Origin of the sequence: Streptomyces sp. NBC_01296, assembly GCF_035984415.1 — a bacterium.
Classification (GTDB): Bacteria; Actinomycetota; Actinomycetes; order Streptomycetales; family Streptomycetaceae; genus Streptomyces.
In genome coordinates this window covers 1,191,757-1,212,112 of the sequence record NZ_CP130720.1, presented here as the reverse complement: position 1 = coordinate 1,212,112, position 20,356 = coordinate 1,191,757, and the positions used below count along the sequence as shown (strand labels likewise).

Here is a 20,356-nt window from a genome sequence, read left to right as displayed (position 1 = left end):
TGAGGCTGAACCGGGCCGGGGCCGGCCTCCGGCTCACGACGCCGCCCCGTACACCGCGAGGAGCCGGCGCATCCGCGCCTCGGCGAGCTCCGGATCGGGGAACAGACCCAGCAGATCGGCCTGTTCGTACGCGGTGGCCAGATGGGGGAGCGGCCGGGCCGACTGCAGCCCGCCCACCATCGTGAAGTGCTCCTGGTACCCCGCGAGCCAGGCCACCAGCACCACCCCCGTCTTGTAGAAGCGGGTCGGCGGGGCGAACAGGTGCCGCGACAGCGCCACCGTCGGATCCAGCAGCTCCCGGAACCCTGCGGGATCGTCCCGGTCCAGGGCGAGCGCAGCACGGGCGGCCAGCGGGGCGATCGGGTCGAAGATGCCCAGCAGGGCATCGCTCGCCAGATCTCCGGCCCCCTCCCCGGCGATCAGTTCCGGATAGTGGTAGTCGTCGCCCGTGTAGCAACGGACGCCCGCCGGGAGTCTGCGCCGGATGTCCCGCTCCCGCTCCGCGTCCAGCAGCGAGACCTTGACCCCGTCCACCTTCTCCGGGCAGTCAGCGATGATCTTCAGGAGCACCTCGGTGGCCGCGTCGAGGTCGGCGTGCCCCCAGTACCCGGCCAGTTCCGGGTCGAACATCGGGCCGAGCCAGTGCAGTACGACCGGCCGGGCGCTCTGCCGCAGCAGTCTGCCGTACACCTCCAGGTAGTCCTCCGGGCCGCGCGCCGCGGCCGCCAGGGCCCGGGAGGCCATCAGTACGGCACCTGCCCCGCACGCCTCGATGTGCGCGAGCTGTTCCTCGTACGCGGCGGTGATCGCGGCCGGCGAGTGCCCGCCGCCCGAGGCGAGCTGGTCGGTGCCCGCGCCGCAGACGATCCGGCCGCCCACCGCCCGGGCCTCGGCGGCCGACCGGCGGATCAGCTCCGCCGCGGTCGGCCAGTCCAGGCCCATCCCGCGCTGCGCCGTGTCCATGGCCTCGGCGACCCCGAGGCCCTGCGCCCACAGCCGGTGCCGGAACGCCAGCGTCGCCTCCCAGTCCACCACCGGACCGGCCTGCGCCGAGGCGGTGAGGGGATCCGCGACCACATGCGCGGCCGCATAGAACCTGCGGCTGCGCGCCGGACCGCAGACCAGCGGCGCGAGCGGATCGGTACAAGGCCGGTGCAGGCGGTACCCGCCGTCCGCCGAGGGGAGCCGGATGCTCACAGGACCACCTCCGGCACCGGCAGCCGCCGGCCCTCCGCCGAGGACCGCAGCCCCAGCTCGGCGAGCTGCACCCCGCGCGCACCGGCCAGCAGGTCCCACGGCCAGGGCTCGTCGAGCACGACATGGCGCAGGAACAGCTCCCACTGCGCCTTGAAGCCGTTGTCGAAGGGCGAGTTGTCCGGGACCTCCTGCCACTGGGTGCGGAAGGACTCCGTCTGCGGCAGATCGGGATTCCACACCGGCTTGGGCGTCGCCCCGCGGTGCTGGATGCGGCAGCCGCGCAGCCCGGCGACCGCCGACCCGTGCGTCCCGTCCACCTGGAACTCCACCAGTTCGTCCCGGTGGACCCGCACCGCCCAGGAGGAGTTGATCTGCGCGACGGCGCCGCCCTCCAGCTCGAAGACTCCGTACGCGGCGTCGTCCGCCGTCGCCTCGTACGGTTTGCCCTCCTCGTCCCAGCGGCGGCCGATGTGCGTACGGGCCAGGGCCTGCACCGTCCGGACCCGGCCGAACAGCTCGTGCAGCAGGTACTCCCAGTGCGGGAACATGTCGGCGACGATGCCCCCGCCGTCCTGCGCCCGGTAGTTCCAGGACGGCCGCTGGGCGGGCTGCCAGTCCCCCTCGAAGACCCAGTACCCGAACTCCCCGCGCACGGAAAGGATCTCCCCGAAGAAGCCGCCCTCGATCAGCCGCTTCAGTTTCAGCAGACCCGGCAGGAAAAGCTTGTCCTGGACCACGCCGTGCTTGACCCCGGCCGCCGAGGCCAGGCGGGCCAGCTCCAGTGAGGACGCGAAGGTCAGGGCGGTCGGCTTCTCGCAGTACACGTGCTTGCCCGCCGCCACGGCCTGCCGGACCGCGGCCGCGCGGGCTCCGGTGACCTGCGCGTCGAAGTAGATCTCGACCTCGGGGTCGGCCAGCACGGCAGCCAGGTCCGTGCTGACGTGCTCCAGTCCGTGCTCCTCGGCGATGGCCCGCAGCGCCGGCTCCCGGCGCCCGACCAGCACCGGCTCGGGCCACAGCACCCTGCCGTCGCCCAGATCCAGCCCGCCCTGCTCGCGCAGGGCGAGCAGCGAGCGGACCAGATGCTGGCGGTACCCCATCCGCCCGGTCACGCCGTTCATGGCGATCTTGATCTTCCTGCGCTCCACGGTGTCCCCTCCTTCAAGCTCGTCGTCCGATAGAAAGCGCTTTCACTCACATCAGGCTAGGGTCGGAATCAGTGGCGGCGCAACAATCGTTCGAGTGATGGAAAGCGCTTTCTGAATCGTGGAGTATGGAGATCCGCACCCGGATGAGACGATGACCGGGGACGAGCAGGAGGGGGTGCAGGATGGCGGTGACTCTCGCCGAGGTGGCGGCGCACGCGGGCGTATCGCCCGCGACGGTCTCGCGGGTGCTCAACGGCGGATACCCGGTGGCCGGGGGCACCCGGACCCGCGTGGAACAAGCCGTCGAAGAGCTCGGATACGTGGCCAACGGCCCCGCCCGCGCCCTCGCGGCCGCCACCTCCGACCTGGTCGGCGTCCTCGTCCACGACGTCGCGGACAGCTTCTTCGGCATCCTCGCCGGATCCCTGCAGAGCGCCCTCGCCCCGGCCGGCCGATCGGACGCCCGCCGGCTCGCCGTCGTCTGCAACACCGAGGGCGACCCCGCGGCCGAACTCGCCTACCTCACCCTGCTGGAGGGCCAGCGGGCGGGCGGGGTCGTCCTGACGGGCGGCGCCGTGGAGGAGCCCGGGCACACCGCCGCGCTCACCGCCCGCATCACCCGGATGGCGGGCACCGGCGCTCCCGTCGTCCTGTGCGGCCGGCCCCCGCTGCCCGTACCCGCCGCCCTGCCCGTCGTCACCGTCATGTTCGACGACCGCGGCGGCGCCTTCCGCCTCGCCGAGCACCTGCTGACACTCGGCCACCGGCGCATCGCGTACGTCGCGGGCCCGCCGGGCCTGAGCACCACGCGGGAGCGGCTCGGCGGACACCGCGAGGCGCTGCGGCGCCACGATCCCGGACTGCCCGCAGCCTGCGACCCGCTCACCGTGCACGCCGGCTTCGAGCGCTCCGCCGGCTATGACGCCACCCGCGAACTGCTGCGCCGCGCAGAACCCTTCACCGCCGTCGCCGCGGCCAACGACACCGTCGCCACCGGCGTGGCCGCGGCCCTGCGCGAGGCCGGACTGCGCATCCCCGAGGACGTCTCCGTCGCCGGCTTCGACGACCTCCCCTTCTGCGTGGACACCGCCCCCGCGCTCACCACCGTCCGGGTGCCGCTGCGCGAGGCGGGCATACTCGCAGCCCAGCTGGTCACCGGCCGCAGACCGCTGCCCCCGGGCGGCATCACCACCCTGCCCACCGAGCTCATGGTGCGCGGCTCCACCGCGCCGCCCCCGGCCGACGGGGGCCGACCGTGAGGTACGCCTTCTCGACGCTCGGCCTGCCCGGCACGCGGCTCGACCGGAGCGCCGCCCTCGCCGCCGCCCACGGCTACGACGGCCTCGAACTGCGCGCCCACCCCGAGGAGCCCCTGCACCCCGACAGCCCGCCGGCCGACCGCGCGGCGGGTCTGCGCACCCTCACCGCCGCCGGGGTCGGCGTCCTCGGGCTCGCGGGCTACACCCGGGTGGCCGCCCCCGGCGCGGACGAGCCGGTCCTCGCCGAACTGCACGGCCTGGTCCGGCTCGCCGCGGACCTCGAAGCCCCCTACGTCCGCGTGTTCCCCGGCGGAGCCGAGCAGTCCGCGGCCGTCGCCGATGCACATGCGGTACGCCGTCTGGCCGCCGCCGCGCCGTTCGCCGAGCGGCTCGGGGTGCGGATCCTGCTCGAGACGCACGACTCGCACCGGACCGGAGCGGCCGCCGGGCGGGTCCTGGACCGGGTCGCGCATTCCGGCGCGGGCGCGCTGTGGGACGTACTGCACACCTGGCTCGGCGGCGAGTCCCCGGCCGAGACGCGGCGGGCCCTGGCCCGGCACCTGGGCTACGTACAGGTGAAGGACGTGGCGTCGGCGCAGGAGCTCACGCCCCTCGGGCTCGGCGCCGGAGTGCTGCCGCTCGCCGAGGCGGTGGCCGCCGTACCGCAGGACGGCTGGCTCTGCTGGGAGTACGAGAAGCGCTGGTATCCCGGCGCCGCCGAGCTGCCGGGGCAGCTCGCGCGGGGCCGGGAGCACCTGGAGAGCCTGGTGGCGGCGACGACGGCGACGGCGACGGCGGCGGCGCCTCACGCCGAGTAGGCGAGCCGCCCGCGGTCGACGGCGTAGCGGAAGCCCAGGCCCATGGCGTACCGCTCCAGCTCCTCGACCGCCGTCGCCGCCAGCCGGTCCAGCTCCCCGCCCAGTGAACCCGCCACGTGCGGGGTGAGCAGCACGTTCGGGAGGTTGTACAGCGGGGAGCCGGTGGGCAGCACCTCGGGCTCGGTGTGGTCGAGCACGGCGTGCAGCCGTCCCGCGACCAGCTCCTCGGTCAGCGCCACGGTGTCGACGAGCGAGCCCCGCGCGGTGTTGACGAGGGTCGCGCCGTCGGGCATCAGCGCCAGCCGGGCGGCGTCCAGCAGGTGGCGGGTCTGGGGGAGCGCCGGGGCGTGCAGGCTCACCACGTCGCTGCGGCGCAGCAGTTCGTCGAGCGCGCAGGACTCCCCGCCCAGCGCGGCCAGCTCGCCGGGGTCGGCGTACGGATCGTGGACGAGCACCCGCAGGTCGAACGGGCGCAGCAGCTCCATCACGCGGCGGCCGATGAGCGAGGCGCCGACGATGCCGACGGTGCGGTGGTAGTTGCCGACGGCCGGGTAGCGGCGCAGCAGGTCGATCGGGCCGCGCGCCGCCCGGTAGGCGTGGGCGGATTCCAGGACCCGCTTGTTGGCGAACAGGATCGCGGCGAGCGTGTACTCGGCGACCGGAACGGCGTTGGCCGCGGCCGCGCTGGAGACCAGCAGCCCGCGCTCCCAGCAGGCCTCCGTGACATGGTGTTTGACGCTGCCGGCGGCATGCACCACGGCGCGCAGCCGCGGCATCCGCTCCAGCGCCCCGGCATCGAGCGGCGGGCAGCCCCAGCCGGTGAACAGCACCTCGGCCTCTGCGAGGCGTCGGTGGAGCTCGGGCTCGTCGTGGTCGAAGCCGGTCAGCAGCAGATCGGCGTCCACATCGGCGACCCGGACGAGCTCGGGCAGCATCCGGCCGCTGAGGACGGCGGCCCGAGTGCCGGGGCTCATGGCGAGCACGGTGGCGGGGCGCCGCCGGGGGAGGAGGCGGTGGGTCACTTGACGGCTCCTGCGGTGAGACCCGAGCGCCAGAACCGCTGCAGGCCGAGGAAGGCCAGCAGGAGCGGGACGACGGCGACGAGTGAACCGGTGATCACCAGGGGATAGAGCTCGGGCTGCTGGTAGACGCTGCGGTTCCACATGAACAGGCCCAGACTGACGGGGTAGAGCCGCTCGTCGTTCAGCATGGTCAGCGCGCCGTAGAAGTTGTTCCAGATGGCCGTGAAGGTGAACAGGAAGATGGTCACAAACCCCGGCCACAGCATCGGGAACGACACGTGCGCGAACAGCCGCAGTTCACCCGCCCCGTCGACGCGGGCGGCGGCCAGCACCTCGTCGGGGACGTAGCCCTCGGCGAACACCCGGGCCAGGTACACCCCGAAGGGGTTGACCAGGGCGGGCACCAGGTAGGCCCAGTACGTGTTCACGGCGCCGGCGGCCGAGGCCATCAGGTACAGCGGCAGCTGGAGCACGGTGGCGGGGACCAGGATCCCGGCGAGGACGACGGCGAAGAGCTTCTCCTTGTGCCGGAACTCGTAGGCGTGGAAGGCATAGCCGCAGGCCACGCTGACGAGGGCCGAGAGAGTGGAGCCGACGACGGTGTAGAGCAGGCTGTTGGCGAGCCAGCGGCCGAAGATGCCGTCGTCGTACGTGAAGACCTCGCCGAGGTTGGCGAGGAGGCTGAAGTCCCCCGGGGCGTAGGGATCGGTGGCGAAGAGGTCGCGGCGGTTCTTGGTGGCGGCCAGAACCAGCCAGGCGAGGGGCATGAGGGTGTAGGCCGCGACGAGCAGGAGCGCCGCGTTGACGGCGGTACGGGAGAGCAGGGCGCTCCTCGGTGCGAGGCGGGTCGGGGCCGTGCCGGAGTCCGTGCCGGAGGCCGTGCCGGAGGCAGGGCCGCGGGTCGGGGGCGCGGCCTCGGCCGGGGCGAGCGAGGCGGTCATGCGGACCTCCAGCGGTTGCCGAGCTTCGTGACGAGGTAGGAGGCGGCGCCGGCGACCAGGGCGAGGAGCAGCGCGCTCGCGGCCGCCAGCCCGTAGTCGTGGCCCTTGAACGCGGCGCTGAAGATGTACATGGTCGGGGACCAGGACTCGCCCATCTCGGTGGCCCGGAGCTGGAGCAACTGCGGGGCGTCGAAGAGCTGGACGGCGCCGACGCAGGTGAACAGGACGGTCAGCACGAGGGTGGGCCGGATGCTCGGCACCTTGACCTGGAAGGCGGTGCGGATGGCTCCGGCACCGTCCATCCTGGCGGCCTCGAGGGTCTCGCGGGGGACGGCCTGGAGCCCGGCGTAGAAGATGATCATGTTGTAGCCCGTCCACTGCCAGGCCGAGATGTTGACCACGGACAGCAGGGCCTCGTCGCGGCCGAAGAAGTTCCAGGAGATCCCGGCCGAGTCGAGGACGTCGAGGACGGGGCTGAGGCCGGGCGTGTAGAGGTAGAGCCAGATCACCGCGGCGATCAGACCGGGGACGGCGTGCGGCAGGTAGAAGGCGATCTGGAAGAACCGCCGGGCACGGGCGAGGGCGGAGTCCAGCAGCAGGGCGAGGAGCAGGGCGCCGCCGACCATGACGGGGATGTAGAGCAGGCAGTAGACGGCGACGTGGCGGAACGAGGCCAGGAACAGGGGATCGGACAGGGCCTCGGTGTAGTTCCCGATTCCGCTGAAGACCTGCCGGGCTCCGCCGAATCCGAGGCCGGACTGCTCCTCGCGGAACAGGATGAGCCAGGCGGCGTACCCGACGGGGGCGAGGGTCACGAGCGCGAAGAGGAGGAAGAAGGGCGCCATGAACCCGGCGGCCGCCCCAGCGCCGGTGCCTCCGGCGGTTCGACCGGGGCCGGGTGACTGCGCCGGGCGGGATGCGCCTGCCGGTCGGGGCGCCCGTGCGGGCAGGCCGACGCCGGTGCCTCCGGCGGTTCGGCCGAGGTGGGACGGCTGGGCGGTGCGGTGTCCGGCTGCCGAACCGGTGGGCCCGTGGGTCGAATCCGCCGCCGGGGCCCCCGCCGGTTCGACGCGCGAGATACGCGCTCCCGCGCCTGTGCCACCCGCCGGGCCGTCGGCGCCCGCGGTCGGGCTGGTGCCCGCGCCTGAGGTGGACCCTGCGCCCAGGGTGGAGCCCGCGCCTGAGGTGGAGCCTGTGCCCGGGGCGGTCGGTTCCGGGGGCTCGGGCCGGGGCTCGGGGGTGGGCATCAGCCCGCCAGGCCCAGGCCGCGGTCCTTGATGGCCTTCTCGGCGGCCGACTGGCCCTCGCCCAGGGCCTTGACCAGGTCCGGGCCGGCCGCGTTCTGCGCCGAGTTGACCTGGAGGTGGACCGGGCCCCAGGTCCAGCCCGGCACGATGGTGTCCGCGGCGGCGCCGGCCAGGCCGTACGGGTCCTGTCCCTCGAAGTACGTCGTGTCGAACAGCTTCGCGGCCTCGGCCCGCATCTCGGCATTGGCCGGCAGGGCGCTGCTCGGTGACTTCAGCGAGCTGAGCCGGGCCTTGATCGCCTCCGGGTCGGTGGTGACCCACGTGATGAACTCTGCCGCGGCCTTGGTCTGCTTGCTGCCCTTCGGCACGATGTACGAGGTGCCGCCGTACATGCCGGTCGCGGGCCTGCCGTCCCAGGTCGGCAGCGGCGCGATGCCCCATTTCCCCTTGAGGTCGGGGTAGTTCGCGAGGAACGTGCCCGCCGTCCAGGCGGCGCCGATGACGGTCGCGATCTGCCCGGAGGAACGTTCCTTCACCTCACCCTCGCCCCATAGCGGGGTCTTCGACGCGACCCCCGAGGCCATCAGGCCGTTCCAGTACTCCGCCACCCTCTTCGAGGCGGGGTCGTTGATCGCGACCTTCCACTTCTCGCCCTCGGTGCCGTACCACCGGGCGCCCGCCTGCCAGGAGAGGCCCGCCAGCACCGCCGGGTCGCCGCCGCCGAAGTTGGTGATCCGCACCGACGGGTCGGCCTGGTGGATCTTCTCCGCGGCCGCCTTGTACTCGTCCCACGTCTTCGGCACGGCCACCCCGTGCTTGTCGAAGATGTCCTTCCGGTAGAAGAGTTCGAGCGGGGTGACGTCGAAGGGCACGGCCCACGTCTTGCCGCCCAGCTTCACCAGGGACTGGACCGCCTCCGGGAACTTGTCCGAGACGAGCTTCCCGTAAGTCCCGCTCAGGTCCTCCAGATTCCCGCCGCTCGCGAACTCCGGGAGCGCCGAGTAGTCCATCGTCGCGATGTCCGGCGCGTTGCCGCCCTTGACCGCATTGGCCAGCTTGGCCGCCCCGTCGGGCCCGCCCGGCACCGCCGAGAACCGCACCCGGATGTTCGGGTGCGTCCGGTTGAAGGCGTCCGCCGTCTGCTGCGCACCCGCGGACGAGGACCAGTACGTGACGGTGACCGGCTGCTCCGGCGAGCCGCCGGCCGCCCCGGCCGCGCCCGGTGCCGCTTCCCCGCCGCACGCGGTGGCGAGCAGGGCGAGCGAGGCGGCCGAGGCGGTCAGGGCGCATCGGGGCATGCGGAAGGAACGGAAGGTGCGCGACATGGAGTGACTCCTACGGACGACCGCAGACGGCGGCGGATGGGAGAACGCGGCCCATCTTTTGTGCGGACGAGCACACCGTCAAGAGCGAATGCGCAACTCGATCGAAATGATCAGTCCGAGAGTCCTTTCCTGTTCCTTATGAGCGGATCGTCAGTCGGGGCAGCAGCTCCAGATGCTGCCGCGACCCCGTCTGCCGTCCCGCGTCCCGTCCTTCGCCCGCCGCCGTCAGCCGGTCCAGCAGCAGCCCCGCCGCCCGCGCCCCCACCTCGTGCTTGGCCGGCGCCACCGCAGAGAGCGGTACGTCGGCCAGCCCCGCCACCTCGTCGTCGTACGTGATCACGGCCAGGTCCTCCGGCACTCGGACCCCGCGCGCCTGGAGCCTCGGGATCAGCATGATCGCGTCGGTGTCGCTGTGGATCAGGGCCGCGGTCACCCCGCCCGCCGTCACCGCCCCGCACAGGTAGTCCAGCGTCCGCGCGAACAGGTCCGCGTCCGAGAGCGGACCGGGCCCGGCCGTCGGCCACGGCGGCGCCGGCTCCAGTCCGAGCGCGGCCACCGCGGCCTCGTACCCGGCCCGCAGCCGCGGCGTCGTCGGCGTCGCACGGCTGGCCAGCGCGATCCGCCGGTGGCCCCGTTCCACCAGGTGCTGTACCGCCGTCGCAGCCCCGTACGCATGGTCGGAGGCCACCCGGTCCAGGGCCGCGGCCGGATGCCCGGGCGGGGCCCACCGCTCCACCAGCACCGTCGGAACCGGCAGCTCCGCCGTCCAGGCCCCCTCCCCGGGGCCGGGCGAACCGGCGTCCCAGTTCGGGGTGAGCAGCAGCCCGTCCGCCCCGGTGGACAGCAGCCGGTCGGCCTGCGTCCGGTCCTCGCCGGGCAGGTACCGGGTCAGGCCCACGGTCAGCCGCGCTCCCCGCGCCTCGACCACCTCGCGGGCTCCGCGCACCACTTCCGCGTAGTAGTACTCCGTGGTCGGCACCACCATCCCGATCACCAGCCCCGCGGCCCCCGCCGGGGCCGGCGACCGGCTCCCGCCGGGCCCGGGGGCCGGCGCCGAGGCCGCCGCAGCGCCGGGCCGCCCGGCCTCCACCCGGCTGATCACCCCGTGCATCCGGTGGATCTCTCCCCGGGCCGCCATCGCCTCGATGTCGCGCCGCAGGGTGACCGGCGAGACGCCCAGCTCCTGTGCCAGATCCGCCACGCGCACGCTGCCCCGTGCCCGGACGAGCGCGAGCACCTGCGCCTGGCGCTGGTCCACATGTGGTCTCAAGGTTTCCCTACCCCCTGCGGTCTTCCGACGGCGTCCGTCTGGGCATCCGTGTCTGCACCGCCATCATAGAGAACCGAACCGATCGTTTCGATCGTTTCTGTTCAACCGGTCATTGACGGCGTGGACGGTGCGTTCATATATTCGGCGGCGTCCGGCACCTCACGGCATCACGACCTCTCTCGGGAGTCAGCGCATGCTCACGTACGACCAGGACGGATTCCGGCGCGCAGGCCGCCCCCACCGCATCGTCTCGGGCGCCCTGCACTACTTCCGGGTCCATCCCGGCCTGTGGGAGGACCGGCTGCGGCGGCTGCGCGCCCTGGGTGTCAACACCGTGGACACGTACGTCCCCTGGAACTTCCACGAGACCGCCCCCGGCAAGGCCGACTTCACCGGACCGCGCGACCTCGGCCGCTTCCTGCGCACCGCCCGGGACCTCGGTCTCGACGCCGTCGTCCGCCCCGGCCCGTACATCTGCGCCGAATGGGACTTCGGCGGCCTGCCCGCCCGGCTCCTCGCCGTCGACGGCCTCCACCTGCGCTGCTCCGACCCCCGCTTCGAGGCCGAGGTCGACGGCTGGTTCGACCTCGTCGCCCCCGAGCTGCTGCCGCTGCTCGCGAGCCGCGGCGGTCCGGTCGTCGCCGTACAGATCGAGAACGAGTACGGCTCGTACGGCAACGACACCCGCTACCGCGCCCATGTGGAACAGGCCCTGGTCGAACGCGGCGTGGACTGCCTCCTGTTCACCGCCGACGGGCCCGAGGACGCCATGCTCCAGGGCGGCATGCTCCCGGGCCGTCTCGCCACCGCCACCTTCGGCGCCCGGCCCGCCGAACGCCTCGCGCACCTGCGCCGCTACCAGCGGACCGGCCCGCTCGCCGCCATGGAGTTCTGGATCGGCTGGTTCGACCACTGGGGCGAGGACCACCACGTCCGCGCCGTCGAGGACGCGGCGCAGTCCCTCGACGAACTCCTCGCCACCGGCGCCTCCGTCAACCTCTACATGGCCCACGGCGGCACCAACTTCGGCTTCTGGGCGGGCGCCAACCACACCGGGTCCCGGCCCGGCGACCCCGGCTACCAGCCCACCGTCACCAGCTACGACTACGACGCTCCCATCGGCGAGGCCGGCGAACTCACCCCCAAGTTCCACGCGCTGCGCGAGGTCATCGGCAAGTACGTGCCGCTGCCCGACGGGCCGCTGCCGCAGCCGCCGCCCCGTATCACCCCCGCCCTTGCGGTCCCCGCCGGCGCCGCCCCGCTGCTGGACCACCTCGACCTGCTCGGCGGGGAGCCCGTGCTGCGCCCCGCGCCCGAGTCGATGGAGAAGCTCGGCCAGGCCCACGGCATGATCCACTACCGCACCACCGTCACCGGCCCGCGCCCCGCCATGCCCGTCCGGATCGACGGCCTCGGCGACCGCGCCTACGTGTTCGCCGACGGGGAGCCCCTCGGCATCCTCGACCGCAACCGGCCCGACGAGGGCCTCGACCTGCCCGTCGGCGAGGCGGGGGTCGTCCTCGACGTCCTCGTCCGCGCCCAGGGCCGGGTCAACTACGGCCCGCTCCTCGACGACCGCAAGGGCATGTGGCGCGGTGTCCGCCACGGCCACCAGCAGCTGTTCGAGTGGGAGATCCGGCCGCTCCCGCTCACCGACCCGACCGGCCTGGACTGGTCGCCCGACACCCCCGACGCGGGCCGCCCGGCCTTCCACCGCTTCACCCACGCCCTCCCGGGCGCCCCCGCCGACGGATTCGTCGACGTGTCCGGCTGGGGCGCCGGCCTCGTCTGGCTGAACGGTTTCCTCCTCGGCCACTACGACACCCCGCGCGGACCGCAGCGCACCCTGTACGCCCCCGCGCCCCTGTGGCGGAGCGGCCGGAACGAGATCGTCCTCCTCGAGCTGGAGCGCCCCGGCGCCGACCTGCCGCTGCGCGACCGCCCCGACCTCGGCCGCCCCACCGTCGTCACCCTCGAGTGAACCCCGGCGAGCCGCGCGAAGGCCGCGAGCCGGGCGAGGCCCGCGAACCGCGAGGACCCTGCGAACCGCGAGGACCCCGGTGAACTCCAGTGACCATCCCCCGAGAGAAGCTCTTCCTGTGAAGCGAACGAGCACCCGCCTGGCCGACGGCCGCGAGATCCTGTACTACGACGCCGACGACGGCGCGGCCCGCGCCGTCCCCGACACCCGCCCCCTCGACGCGTCCGCCACCTCCTCCGAGGTGCGCCGCGACCCGCTGCTCGGCGACGCCGTCGTCATCGCCTCCCATCGCCAGGGGCGCACCTACCTCCCGCCCGCCGACGCCTGCCCGCTGTGTCCCTCCACCGAGGGGCACGCGAGCGAGATCCCGGCCCCCGACTACGACGTGGTCGTCTTCGAGAACCGCTTCCCCTCCCTCGCCGGCGACACCGGCCGCTGCGAGGTCATCTGCTTCACCCCCGACCACCTGACCTCCTTCGCCGAGCTCGACGAGGAGCGCGCCGCGCTGGTCCTGGCCGCCTGGACCGACCGCACCGCCGAGCTCTCCGCCCACCACCGGGTCCGTCAGGTCTACTGCTTCGAGAACCGGGGCACCGAGATCGGCGTGACCCTCGCGCACCCGCACGGCCAGATCTACGCCTTCCCCTTCCTCACCCCGCGCACCACCCGCATGCTCGCCACCGTCGCCGCCCACCGTGCCCGCACCGGCGGCAACCTCTTCGAGGAGGTGCTCGCCGCCGAACGCGCCGAGGGCACCCGGGTCGTCCTCGAAGGGGAGCACTGGACCGTCTTCGTGCCCTACGCCGCGCGCTGGCCGTACGAGGTCCACCTCTATCCGCACCGCCGCACCGCCGACCTGACCACGCTGGACGACGCGGCCCGCGCCGAGTTCCCCTGCCTCTACCTGGAGCTGCTGCGCCGCTTCGACCGGCTGTTCGGGAGGCCCGGGCCCACCCCGTACATCTCCGCCTGGCACCAGGCGCCGACCTCAGGCGAGGGCCGGGACGACTTCGCGCTCCACCTCGAGCTCTTCACGGTCCGCCGCACCGCTGACAAGCTCAAGTACCTGGCGGGAACCGAATCCGGGATGGAGGCCTACATGAACGACGTCCGGCCCGAGGACGCGGCCGCGCGGCTGCGGGAGGTGGCGAGCCGATGAAGGACCGCGAACCGATGAAGCACGGCGAGCCGATGAAGCACGGCGAGCCGATGAAGCACGGCGAACCGATGAAGGACGGCAAGCCGGTGAAGGACGGCAAGCCGGCGAAAGGCGGCGAGCCGGCGAACCAGGCCGCCGCAGACGGGTTCCGCCGGCTGTACGGGTCCCCGCCCGAGGGGGTCTGGGCGGCTCCGGGCCGGGTCAACCTCATCGGCGAACACACCGACTACAACGACGGCTTCGCCCTGCCCTTCGCGCTCCCGCAGCGCACGGAGGTCGCCGCCGCCCGGCGCTCCGACGGGATCCTGCGGCTCCACTCCGCCGACGTCGCCTCCGGCGTGGTCACCGTCCGCCCCGCCGACCTCGACCCGGCCCGCCCGCCCACCGGCGCCGCAGGCTGGGCCGCGTACCCGGCCGGGGTGCTGTGGGCCCTGCTGGACGCCGGCCTTCCGGTCGGCGGCGCCGATCTGCACGTACGGTCCGACGTGCCGGCCGGGGCCGGGCTGTCCTCCTCAGCCGCCCTGGAGGTGGCCACCGCCCTGGCGCTCACCGACCTGTACGGGATCCCGCTCACCGGGACCGGACTGGCCGCGCTCGCCCGGCGTGCCGAGAACGCCTACGTCGGCGTGCCCTGCGGGGTGATGGACCAGACGGCCTCGGCCTGCGCCACCGAGGGCCACGCCCTCCACCTGGACACCCGCACCCTCGAACAGCGGCACATCCCCTTCGACTGCGCGGCGGCGGGCCTGCGCCTCCTGGTCATCGACACCCGGGTCAAGCACGACCTGGCCGACGGGGCCTACGCCGAGCGCCTCGCCTCCTGCCACGGGGCCGCCGCCGAGCTCGGGCTGCCCGCCCTGCGCGACCTCCCGTACGAGGCGCTGGACCAGGCCCTGGCCCGCCTCGACGACCCGGTCCGGCGCGCACGGGTCCGGCACGTCGTCACCGAGAACGAACGGGTCGTACGGGTGGAGGAGCTGCTGCGCGCCGGTCGGCTGCGGGAAGCGGGCCCGCTGCTGACCGAGGGCCACGCCTCGCTGCGGGACGACTACGAGGTGTCCTGCGCGGAGCTCGACCTGGCAGTCGCCACCGCCAACGCGGCGGGCGCGTACGGGGCCCGGATGACCGGGGGCGGGTTCGGCGGCTCGGCCCTGGCCCTGATCGACGCCGACGCCGAGCCGGCCGTGACCCGGGCGGTCACGGAGGCCTTCGTCGCGGCGGGGTTCAAGCCGCCGCGCATCACGGCGGCGGAGCCGTCGGCCGGGGCGGAGCGCATCCGCTGACGGGGCGGGACGCGCGCCCGCTGCGCTGCACGTCGTCGCACGCGTCGTCCACCGGCACGTGCCCGGCCGAACCCGGTCCTCCTAGACTGATCACTTGGTCGATCATGTGCCGGACGAGTGCGGAGGAACGAAACGCATGCGCTACATCCCGCTGGGCAGTTCAGGTCTTCAGGTCTCCGCCGTGGGGCTCGGCTGCAACAACTTCGGCGGCCGCCTCGATGCCCGGGCGACCCGCGCCGTCGTCGACGCCGCGCTCGACGCGGGGATCACCCTCCTCGACACCGCCGACATCTACGGCGGCCGCGGCGGCTCCGAGCGCCACCTCGGACAGGCCGTCAAGGGCCGCCGCGACCAGATCGTCCTCGCCACCAAGTTCGGCTACGCGGGCATGGACATGGAGTACGGGCCCGCCGCCGGATCCCGCGGCGGCCGCGCGTACATCCGACGGGCCGTCGAGGAGTCCCTGCGCCGCCTGGACACCGACCACATCGACCTCTACCAGCTGCACAGCCCCGACCCGGCCACCCCCGTCGCCGAAACCCTGGCCGCGCTCACCGAGCTGGTCACCGAGGGCAAGATCCGCTACATCGGCCACTCCAACTTCAGCGGCTGGCAGCTCGCCGAAGCCGCCCACGTCGCCCGCGAAACGGGCGCGGCCCCCTTCGTGTCGGCGCAGAACGAATGGTCGCTGCTCCAGCGGAACGCGGAGGCCGAGCTGGTCCCGGCCGCCGTGCACTACGGCCTCGGCGTGCTCCCGTACTTCCCGCTCGCCAACGGACTGCTGACCGGCAAGATCCGCCGGGGTTCCCCGGTGCCGGCCGGCTCCCGCCTGGAGGGGCGCGACGCGTACCTCACCGAGGAGCGGCTCGACACGGTCGAGGCACTGGCCGCCGTCGCCGACAAGCACGGCCGCAGCGTCCTCGAGCTCGCCATCGGCTGGCTCCGCGCCCAGCCGGGCTGCGCCTCCGTCATCGCGGGCGCCACCAGCCCCGAGCAGGTACGGGCCAACGCGGCCGTCGCCGACCGCCCGCTGGAGCCCGAACTGCTGGCGGACATCGACGCGATCGCGGGGGCGTGAGCCGCGGCGCAGTGCACTGCTCCGGCGGGGCGGCTCAGACCGGCGCACCCGTCAGGACCTCGACCTTGCCGGTGTCCAGCGAGTAGTAGGCACCGACGACGGCCAGGGCGCCCTTCTTCACGAGGGGCCCCAGGTCGGCGTTGGCCCGCAGATCGTCCGCCGTCACCTTGATCTGGTGGTGGGTCATGGTGTCGACGGGGTCGGCGCCGGGGTTCTTGGCCGTCAGCTCGTACGCCGGCACCATGGCCTTGGCGATGGCCTGCAGATTTCCGGGCAGCGGCGTGCCGCCCTTCAGCGACTTGTACGCGGCCTCGATCGCGCCGCAGCGCTGGTGCCCGAGCACGACGACCAGCGGAGTGCCGCCCGTCATGGGCCCGTACTCGACGGAACCGGTCACGACCGGGCCGACCGCCTGCCCGCCCGTGCGCAGGACGTACAGGTCGCCGAGCCCGGTGTCGAAGATCAGCTCGGGCGCCACCCGCGAGTCGATGCACGAGAGGACCACCCCGAAGGGGTCCTGTGCCTCGGCGACGAGCTCGCGCCGCTCGGGGTCGCGGTCGGGGTGTTCGAGGTTTCCGCTCACCCAGCGCTTGTTGCCTTCCATCAGGCGCGCGAACGCGGCCTCGGGTGTGGCCGGCCGCGGCGGTGGGGCTGCGGTCGTCAGCCGCGGCGCCCTCGGGGACGAGCATCCCGAGAGCGCGACGACGGCGGCCACCAGGCCACCGGTCAGCACGGCCCTGCGAGCCGGAAGTCCTGATGTGTGCATCGGTGGTACCCCTCGGTGCCGCGCAGACGCATCCGTACGTCGCGACGACCGCGATTGTTCAGCGCGCCGGGGGCGCCCCGACGGCAGGCGCACGCGGGCGCGCACCCCATTGCCACGGACGGCCCACACACCGGGCGACGGCTCAGGACACGATGTCCTTGCGGGCGAACCCGCGGAACGCGAGCGCGAACAGCACCAGCGCGTACGCCACCGACACCGCCGTCCCCTTGACCATCCCGCCCCACTCCAGCTGCGGCTGCAGCGCGTCCGCCCACGCGAACTGCCAGTGCGCGGGCAGGAACTCCCGCCACGATCCGAGCGCCGTCACCGCGTCCAGCACGTTGCCGACGATCGTCAGGCCGACCGCCCCGCCCACCGCGCCCAGCGGCGCGTCCGTCCGCGTCGACAGCCAGAACGCCAGCCCGGCCGTGACCAGCTGCGACACGAAGACGAACGCCACCACCAGGGCGAGGCGCGGCACGGTGTCCGCGGCCGCCAACGAGCCGCCCGTGGGCAGCTTCAGCGGTCCCCACCCGTACGCGGCCGTGCCTGCCGCCAGCGCCACCACCGGCAGCAGCACCATCGCCGCCAGGCTGAAGCCCAGCGCCACCACCAGCTTGCTCCACAGCAGCCGGGCCCTGGGTACCGGCGAGGCCAGCAGGTAGCGCAGCGAGGACCAGCTGGCCTCCGAAGCCACGGTGTCCCCGCAGAACAGCGCCACCGGTACCACCAGCAGGAAGCCGGCGGACACGAACAGACAGGTGGCCGCGAAGTTCGCCCCCGAGGCCGTCGCCGTGTCGATGAGCGTGATCCGGCCGTCCCCGCCGCCCCGGCCGCCGTCCTGTCCGCCGCCCACCGCGAACGCGATGATCATGACGAACGGGAGGGCGGCCAGTACCCCGGCCATCACCAGCGTCCGCCGCCGGCGCCACTGCCGCAGCGCCTCCACGCGCAGCGGCAGCGTACGGCTCGCCCGGTAGCCGGGGGCCACCTCGGTCACGGTCTCCGTCACGGCGCTCACGCCGCACCTCCGATCAGGGTGAGGAACGCGTCCTCGAGCCGGCGGTGCGGCCCCACTGCGGACACCGGCACCTCCAGCCGTACCAGCTCGGCGATCAGCCCGGCGGCCGTCGCTCCCTCCAGCCGTACCAGCAGTCCGTCGTCGGCCGTCGCCACGGAACCCACTCCCTCCAGCGCGGCCACCTTCCCCACGACCACTTCGTCCACCGGTTCGGCCAGCGTCACGAGCAGCACGTCCCCGCCGCCTGTGATCTCCGCGACCTCGCCCGCCTGTACGAGCCGTCCGCGGTCCATGACCACCAGGTGGGTGCACGACTGCTCGACCTCCGACAGCAGATGGCTGGAGACGATGACCGTCCGCCCGCCCGCCGCGTACCGGATCATCACGTCCCGCATCTCCCGGATCTGCGGCGGGTCCAGACCGTTCGTCGGCTCGTCGAGGATCAGCAGGTCCGGCATCCCGAGCATGGCCTGCGCGATGGCCAGCCGCTGCCGCATGCCCTGCGAGTACGTGCGCACCGCGCGCTCCAGCGCATCGCCCAGTCCGGCGATCTCGAGGGCATCCGCCATGTGCGCGTCCCCGGCCGGCCGGCCGGTGGCCTGCCAGTACAGCTCCAGGTTGGCCCGCCCCGACAGGTGCGGCAGGAAACCGGCCCCCTCGACGAAGGCGCCGACCCGCGACAGCACCGGAGCCCCGGCCCGTACCGCGTGCCCGAACACCCGGATCTCCCCGGCGTCCGGCGAGATCAGCCCCATCAGCATCCGCAGCGTGGTGGTCTTGCCGGCGCCGTTGGGCCCGAGCAGGCCCAGGACCTGCCCCTTCTCCACCCGGAACGACAGGTCCCGCACCGCGTACCGGTCCTGTGCCTTTGCGTACCGCTTCGTCAGACCGGTGATTTCAAGCGGTACGTCGGCCAGCGCGGGGTCGGGCTGCGGTCCCCCGGCCCGCGCCCCCGCACCCTCCCGGCCGGTCCTCCGGATCCCCAGCAGCGCCGCGGCCAGCAGCGCTGCACCCAGCGGCAGCCCCCAGGTCCACGCGGGCAGCCCCGCCGAGGCCGTCCGCACCCCGTCGGCCACCGGAACGGCCAGGGCGCCCTGCGCCGTGACCGTATAGGTGGCCGGCGCGGCTGGGGACGCGTAGCCGAGGTCGGTGGCGGCGACGACCAGCCGCAGCCGGTGCCCTGCCTCCACGGCGTGGTCGACGGCGGGGAGCCGCAGCTCCACGTTCGCCCCCTGCTGCGCGTTCTCCACGCGTACCGGCGCGACCAGCTGACTCGGCAGCACCGCCTGGCGCCCGTCGGGCCCGACGTCGTACAGCTTGCCGAACAGGACGGCCGAACCGTCCGCAGCCGTCGACCTCACGTTCAGGGTGACGGTCGGCGTCCCGGTGATCCGGACCTCCTCGGCCAGCGGCTCCGACTCGAACCGGGCGTTCTGCCCGGGGAAGTCCAGCGAGAGCCCGGCCCCGAACGCGGCGAGCTGCCCGCCTATCCCCGGCAGGGAGGACAGTGCGGGCGGAGCGCCGCCCGCCGGATTGGCGAAGCCCTGCTCCCGGCCGCTCAGTGCGAACTCCCGGGGACCGGACGTCAGCCCCGGGTAGCGCTCGCCGCTCGCGCCGCGCAGCCGGACGGCCCCGTCGGTGGAGTCGATGCCGCCGGAACGCGAGACGCGGAAGGCCGGGCCGGTGTCAGCGCCGTGGTCCTCCTTCAGGTAGCGGTCGAACCAGGCGGCCACCCGGGCCTCGACCCGGCCGGATTCGCGCAGGCCGCCGTCGTGCCCGCCGGCCGCCCAGTCCACGGAGACGGGCGCACCGTTCGCCGTGATCGCCTTCGCCATGGCGTCGGCCTGGTCCAGCGGGAAGAGGGAGTCCTCCTGGCCCTGCACGATCAGGGTCGGCACCTTGATCCGGTCCCCGACCGCCGACGGGCTGCGCCGCTCCAGCAGCGCGCGGGCTTCGGCGTCGGGCTTCCCGGCCACCGCTACCCGCTCGTACATGGCGCACAGCTCGGGCTGGAACCGCCCGCAGGCGGTGGCGGCCTCCGGGGAGCCGGCGGCGGCTGCCGCCCCGGCGCCGCCCGTCGGCAGCGCCCCGGGCTGCATCCCGCCGGCCGAGCCGGTGGTGAAGAACAGCCCCGCCCACAGCTTCTTGAACACGCCCTGCGGGAACAGGGAGTCCGCGAGGTTCCAGTACGTGATCTGCGGGGCGATCGCGTCGATCCGCCGGTCGTATCCGGCGGCGAGCAGCGAGATCGCCCCGCCGTACGAGGCCCCGGCGACGCCGACGCGCGGATCGCCGTCCCCGTCGAGCCGCACCTCGGGCTGCTGCGCGAGCCAGTCGACGAGCCGCGACACGTCCTTGACCTCGTGCTCGGGGTCGTTCAGCCCGATCTGCCCGCCGGAGCGGCCGAAGCCGCGGGCCGACCAGGTCAGGACGGCGTACCCGTCCCGGGCCAGCTGCTCGGCCTGCGCGCGGACATCGTCCTTGCTGCCGCCGAAGCCGTGCCCGAGGAGCACGGCGGGCCGCTTGCCCCCGCCGCCGGCCGTGAAGTACGAGGTGTCGATCCCGGCGCCGGGCATCTCCACCGTCCGGTCCTGGCGGTGTACGGGGGGCGCCCCGCCGGACGCGGCGGCGGTCCACGTACCGGCCCCCGCGACGACGGCGAGCGCGGCGGCGCCCGCGAGCAGGCGGCTTCGGCGGCGCCGTGGCAGCCGGAGCTTCGGCGATCGGAGCTTCATACGGGAACCCTAGACGCCGGGCCGTCGAGTCCTGAGCGCCCCCAGGCGGAACCGCCCACCTCCTCGAGGAGTACACGGGCAGCCCGGCATACCGCACCTGCGGTAC

At 73.8% G+C, this 20,356-nt stretch carries 16 protein-coding genes; 6 read left to right on the top strand and 10 right to left on the bottom strand.

From position 1 onward, the window contains the following. Nucleotides 1–33 precede the first annotated feature (33 nt). Nucleotides 34–1,197 carry a dihydrodipicolinate synthase family protein gene (locus OG299_RS05840; RefSeq protein ID WP_327360759.1) on the bottom strand — a complete coding sequence of 388 codons (1,164 nt, stop codon included), beginning with the start codon at nucleotides 1,195–1,197 and terminating at the stop codon, nucleotides 34–36. Next, nucleotides 1,194–2,318, bottom strand: coding sequence for a Gfo/Idh/MocA family protein (locus OG299_RS05835; protein WP_442817581.1), 1,125 nt, complete (start codon nucleotides 2,316–2,318; stop codon nucleotides 1,194–1,196). Before OG299_RS05835 ends, OG299_RS05840 begins: the two co-directional genes overlap by 4 nt. A gap of 209 nt (nucleotides 2,319–2,527) precedes the next feature. On the opposite strand from OG299_RS05835, the gene OG299_RS05830 reads away from it, so the two are divergent. Then, a complete protein-coding gene (locus OG299_RS05830; RefSeq protein ID WP_327360757.1) occupies nucleotides 2,528–3,604 on the top strand; it encodes a LacI family DNA-binding transcriptional regulator in 1,077 nt (358 codons plus the stop codon). Continuing rightward, the gene (locus OG299_RS05825) at nucleotides 3,601–4,422 is read left to right on the top strand and encodes a sugar phosphate isomerase/epimerase family protein (RefSeq protein WP_327360756.1); all 822 of its coding nucleotides are present in this window, start codon (nucleotides 3,601–3,603) and stop codon (nucleotides 4,420–4,422) included. Before OG299_RS05830 ends, OG299_RS05825 begins: the two co-directional genes overlap by 4 nt. Here OG299_RS05825 and OG299_RS05820 read toward each other — a convergent pair. From OG299_RS05820 to OG299_RS05800, 5 genes are all read right to left on the bottom strand, one after another. After that, complete coding sequence (locus OG299_RS05820) at nucleotides 4,410–5,396, bottom strand: hydroxyacid dehydrogenase (protein ID WP_327364461.1); 987 nt, start codon at nucleotides 5,394–5,396, stop codon at nucleotides 4,410–4,412. The two genes, OG299_RS05825 and OG299_RS05820, sit on opposite strands and share 13 nt — an antisense overlap. A 44-nt stretch (nucleotides 5,397–5,440) precedes the next feature. Beyond that, nucleotides 5,441–6,211, bottom strand: coding sequence for a carbohydrate ABC transporter permease (locus OG299_RS05815; RefSeq protein WP_266637256.1), 771 nt, complete (start codon nucleotides 6,209–6,211; stop codon nucleotides 5,441–5,443). 170 nt (nucleotides 6,212–6,381) lie between these two features. Beyond that, nucleotides 6,382–7,230 carry a carbohydrate ABC transporter permease gene (locus OG299_RS05810; protein WP_327360755.1) on the bottom strand — a complete coding sequence of 283 codons (849 nt, stop codon included), beginning with the start codon at nucleotides 7,228–7,230 and terminating at the stop codon, nucleotides 6,382–6,384. A gap of 401 nt (nucleotides 7,231–7,631) precedes the next feature. Then, nucleotides 7,632–8,957 carry an ABC transporter substrate-binding protein gene (locus OG299_RS05805; protein WP_327360754.1) on the bottom strand — a complete coding sequence of 442 codons (1,326 nt, stop codon included), beginning with the start codon at nucleotides 8,955–8,957 and terminating at the stop codon, nucleotides 7,632–7,634. A 136-nt stretch (nucleotides 8,958–9,093) separates the two neighbouring features. Beyond that, nucleotides 9,094–10,227 carry a substrate-binding domain-containing protein gene (locus OG299_RS05800; RefSeq protein ID WP_327360753.1) on the bottom strand — a complete coding sequence of 378 codons (1,134 nt, stop codon included), beginning with the start codon at nucleotides 10,225–10,227 and terminating at the stop codon, nucleotides 9,094–9,096. A 193-nt stretch (nucleotides 10,228–10,420) separates the two neighbouring features. Between OG299_RS05800 and OG299_RS05795 the strand changes: the two genes are divergently transcribed. The 4 genes from OG299_RS05795 (at nucleotide 10,421) to OG299_RS05780 (ending at nucleotide 15,728) form a co-directional block, all read left to right on the top strand. After that, complete coding sequence (locus OG299_RS05795) at nucleotides 10,421–12,208, top strand: glycoside hydrolase family 35 protein (protein WP_327360752.1); 1,788 nt, start codon at nucleotides 10,421–10,423, stop codon at nucleotides 12,206–12,208. A gap of 118 nt (nucleotides 12,209–12,326) precedes the next feature. After that, nucleotides 12,327–13,367, top strand: coding sequence for a galactose-1-phosphate uridylyltransferase (gene galT, locus OG299_RS05790; protein ID WP_327360751.1), 1,041 nt, complete (start codon nucleotides 12,327–12,329; stop codon nucleotides 13,365–13,367). After that, the gene (gene galK / locus OG299_RS05785; RefSeq protein WP_327360750.1) at nucleotides 13,364–14,650 is read left to right on the top strand and encodes a galactokinase; all 1,287 of its coding nucleotides are present in this window, start codon (nucleotides 13,364–13,366) and stop codon (nucleotides 14,648–14,650) included. Before galT ends, galK begins: the two co-directional genes overlap by 4 nt. A gap of 136 nt (nucleotides 14,651–14,786) precedes the next feature. After that, the gene (locus OG299_RS05780) at nucleotides 14,787–15,728 is read left to right on the top strand and encodes an aldo/keto reductase (RefSeq protein WP_327360749.1); all 942 of its coding nucleotides are present in this window, start codon (nucleotides 14,787–14,789) and stop codon (nucleotides 15,726–15,728) included. A gap of 34 nt (nucleotides 15,729–15,762) precedes the next feature. On the opposite strand, the gene OG299_RS05775 is transcribed toward OG299_RS05780, so the two are convergent. The 3 genes from OG299_RS05775 to OG299_RS05765 all read right to left on the bottom strand — a co-directional run bounded on the left by OG299_RS05775 (nucleotide 15,763) and on the right by OG299_RS05765 (nucleotide 20,250). Beyond that, nucleotides 15,763–16,494, bottom strand: coding sequence for a carbonic anhydrase (locus tag OG299_RS05775; protein ID WP_327360748.1), 732 nt, complete (start codon nucleotides 16,492–16,494; stop codon nucleotides 15,763–15,765). A 142-nt stretch (nucleotides 16,495–16,636) separates the two neighbouring features. Continuing rightward, nucleotides 16,637–17,515: an ABC transporter permease gene (locus OG299_RS05770; RefSeq protein WP_266660946.1), complete on the bottom strand. Its 879-nt coding sequence runs from the start codon at nucleotides 17,513–17,515 to the stop codon at nucleotides 16,637–16,639. Further along, the gene (locus tag OG299_RS05765) at nucleotides 17,512–20,250 is read right to left on the bottom strand and encodes an alpha/beta fold hydrolase (protein WP_266637230.1); all 2,739 of its coding nucleotides are present in this window, start codon (nucleotides 20,248–20,250) and stop codon (nucleotides 17,512–17,514) included. Before OG299_RS05765 ends, OG299_RS05770 begins: the two co-directional genes overlap by 4 nt. Between the last annotated feature and the right edge of the window lie 106 nt (nucleotides 20,251–20,356).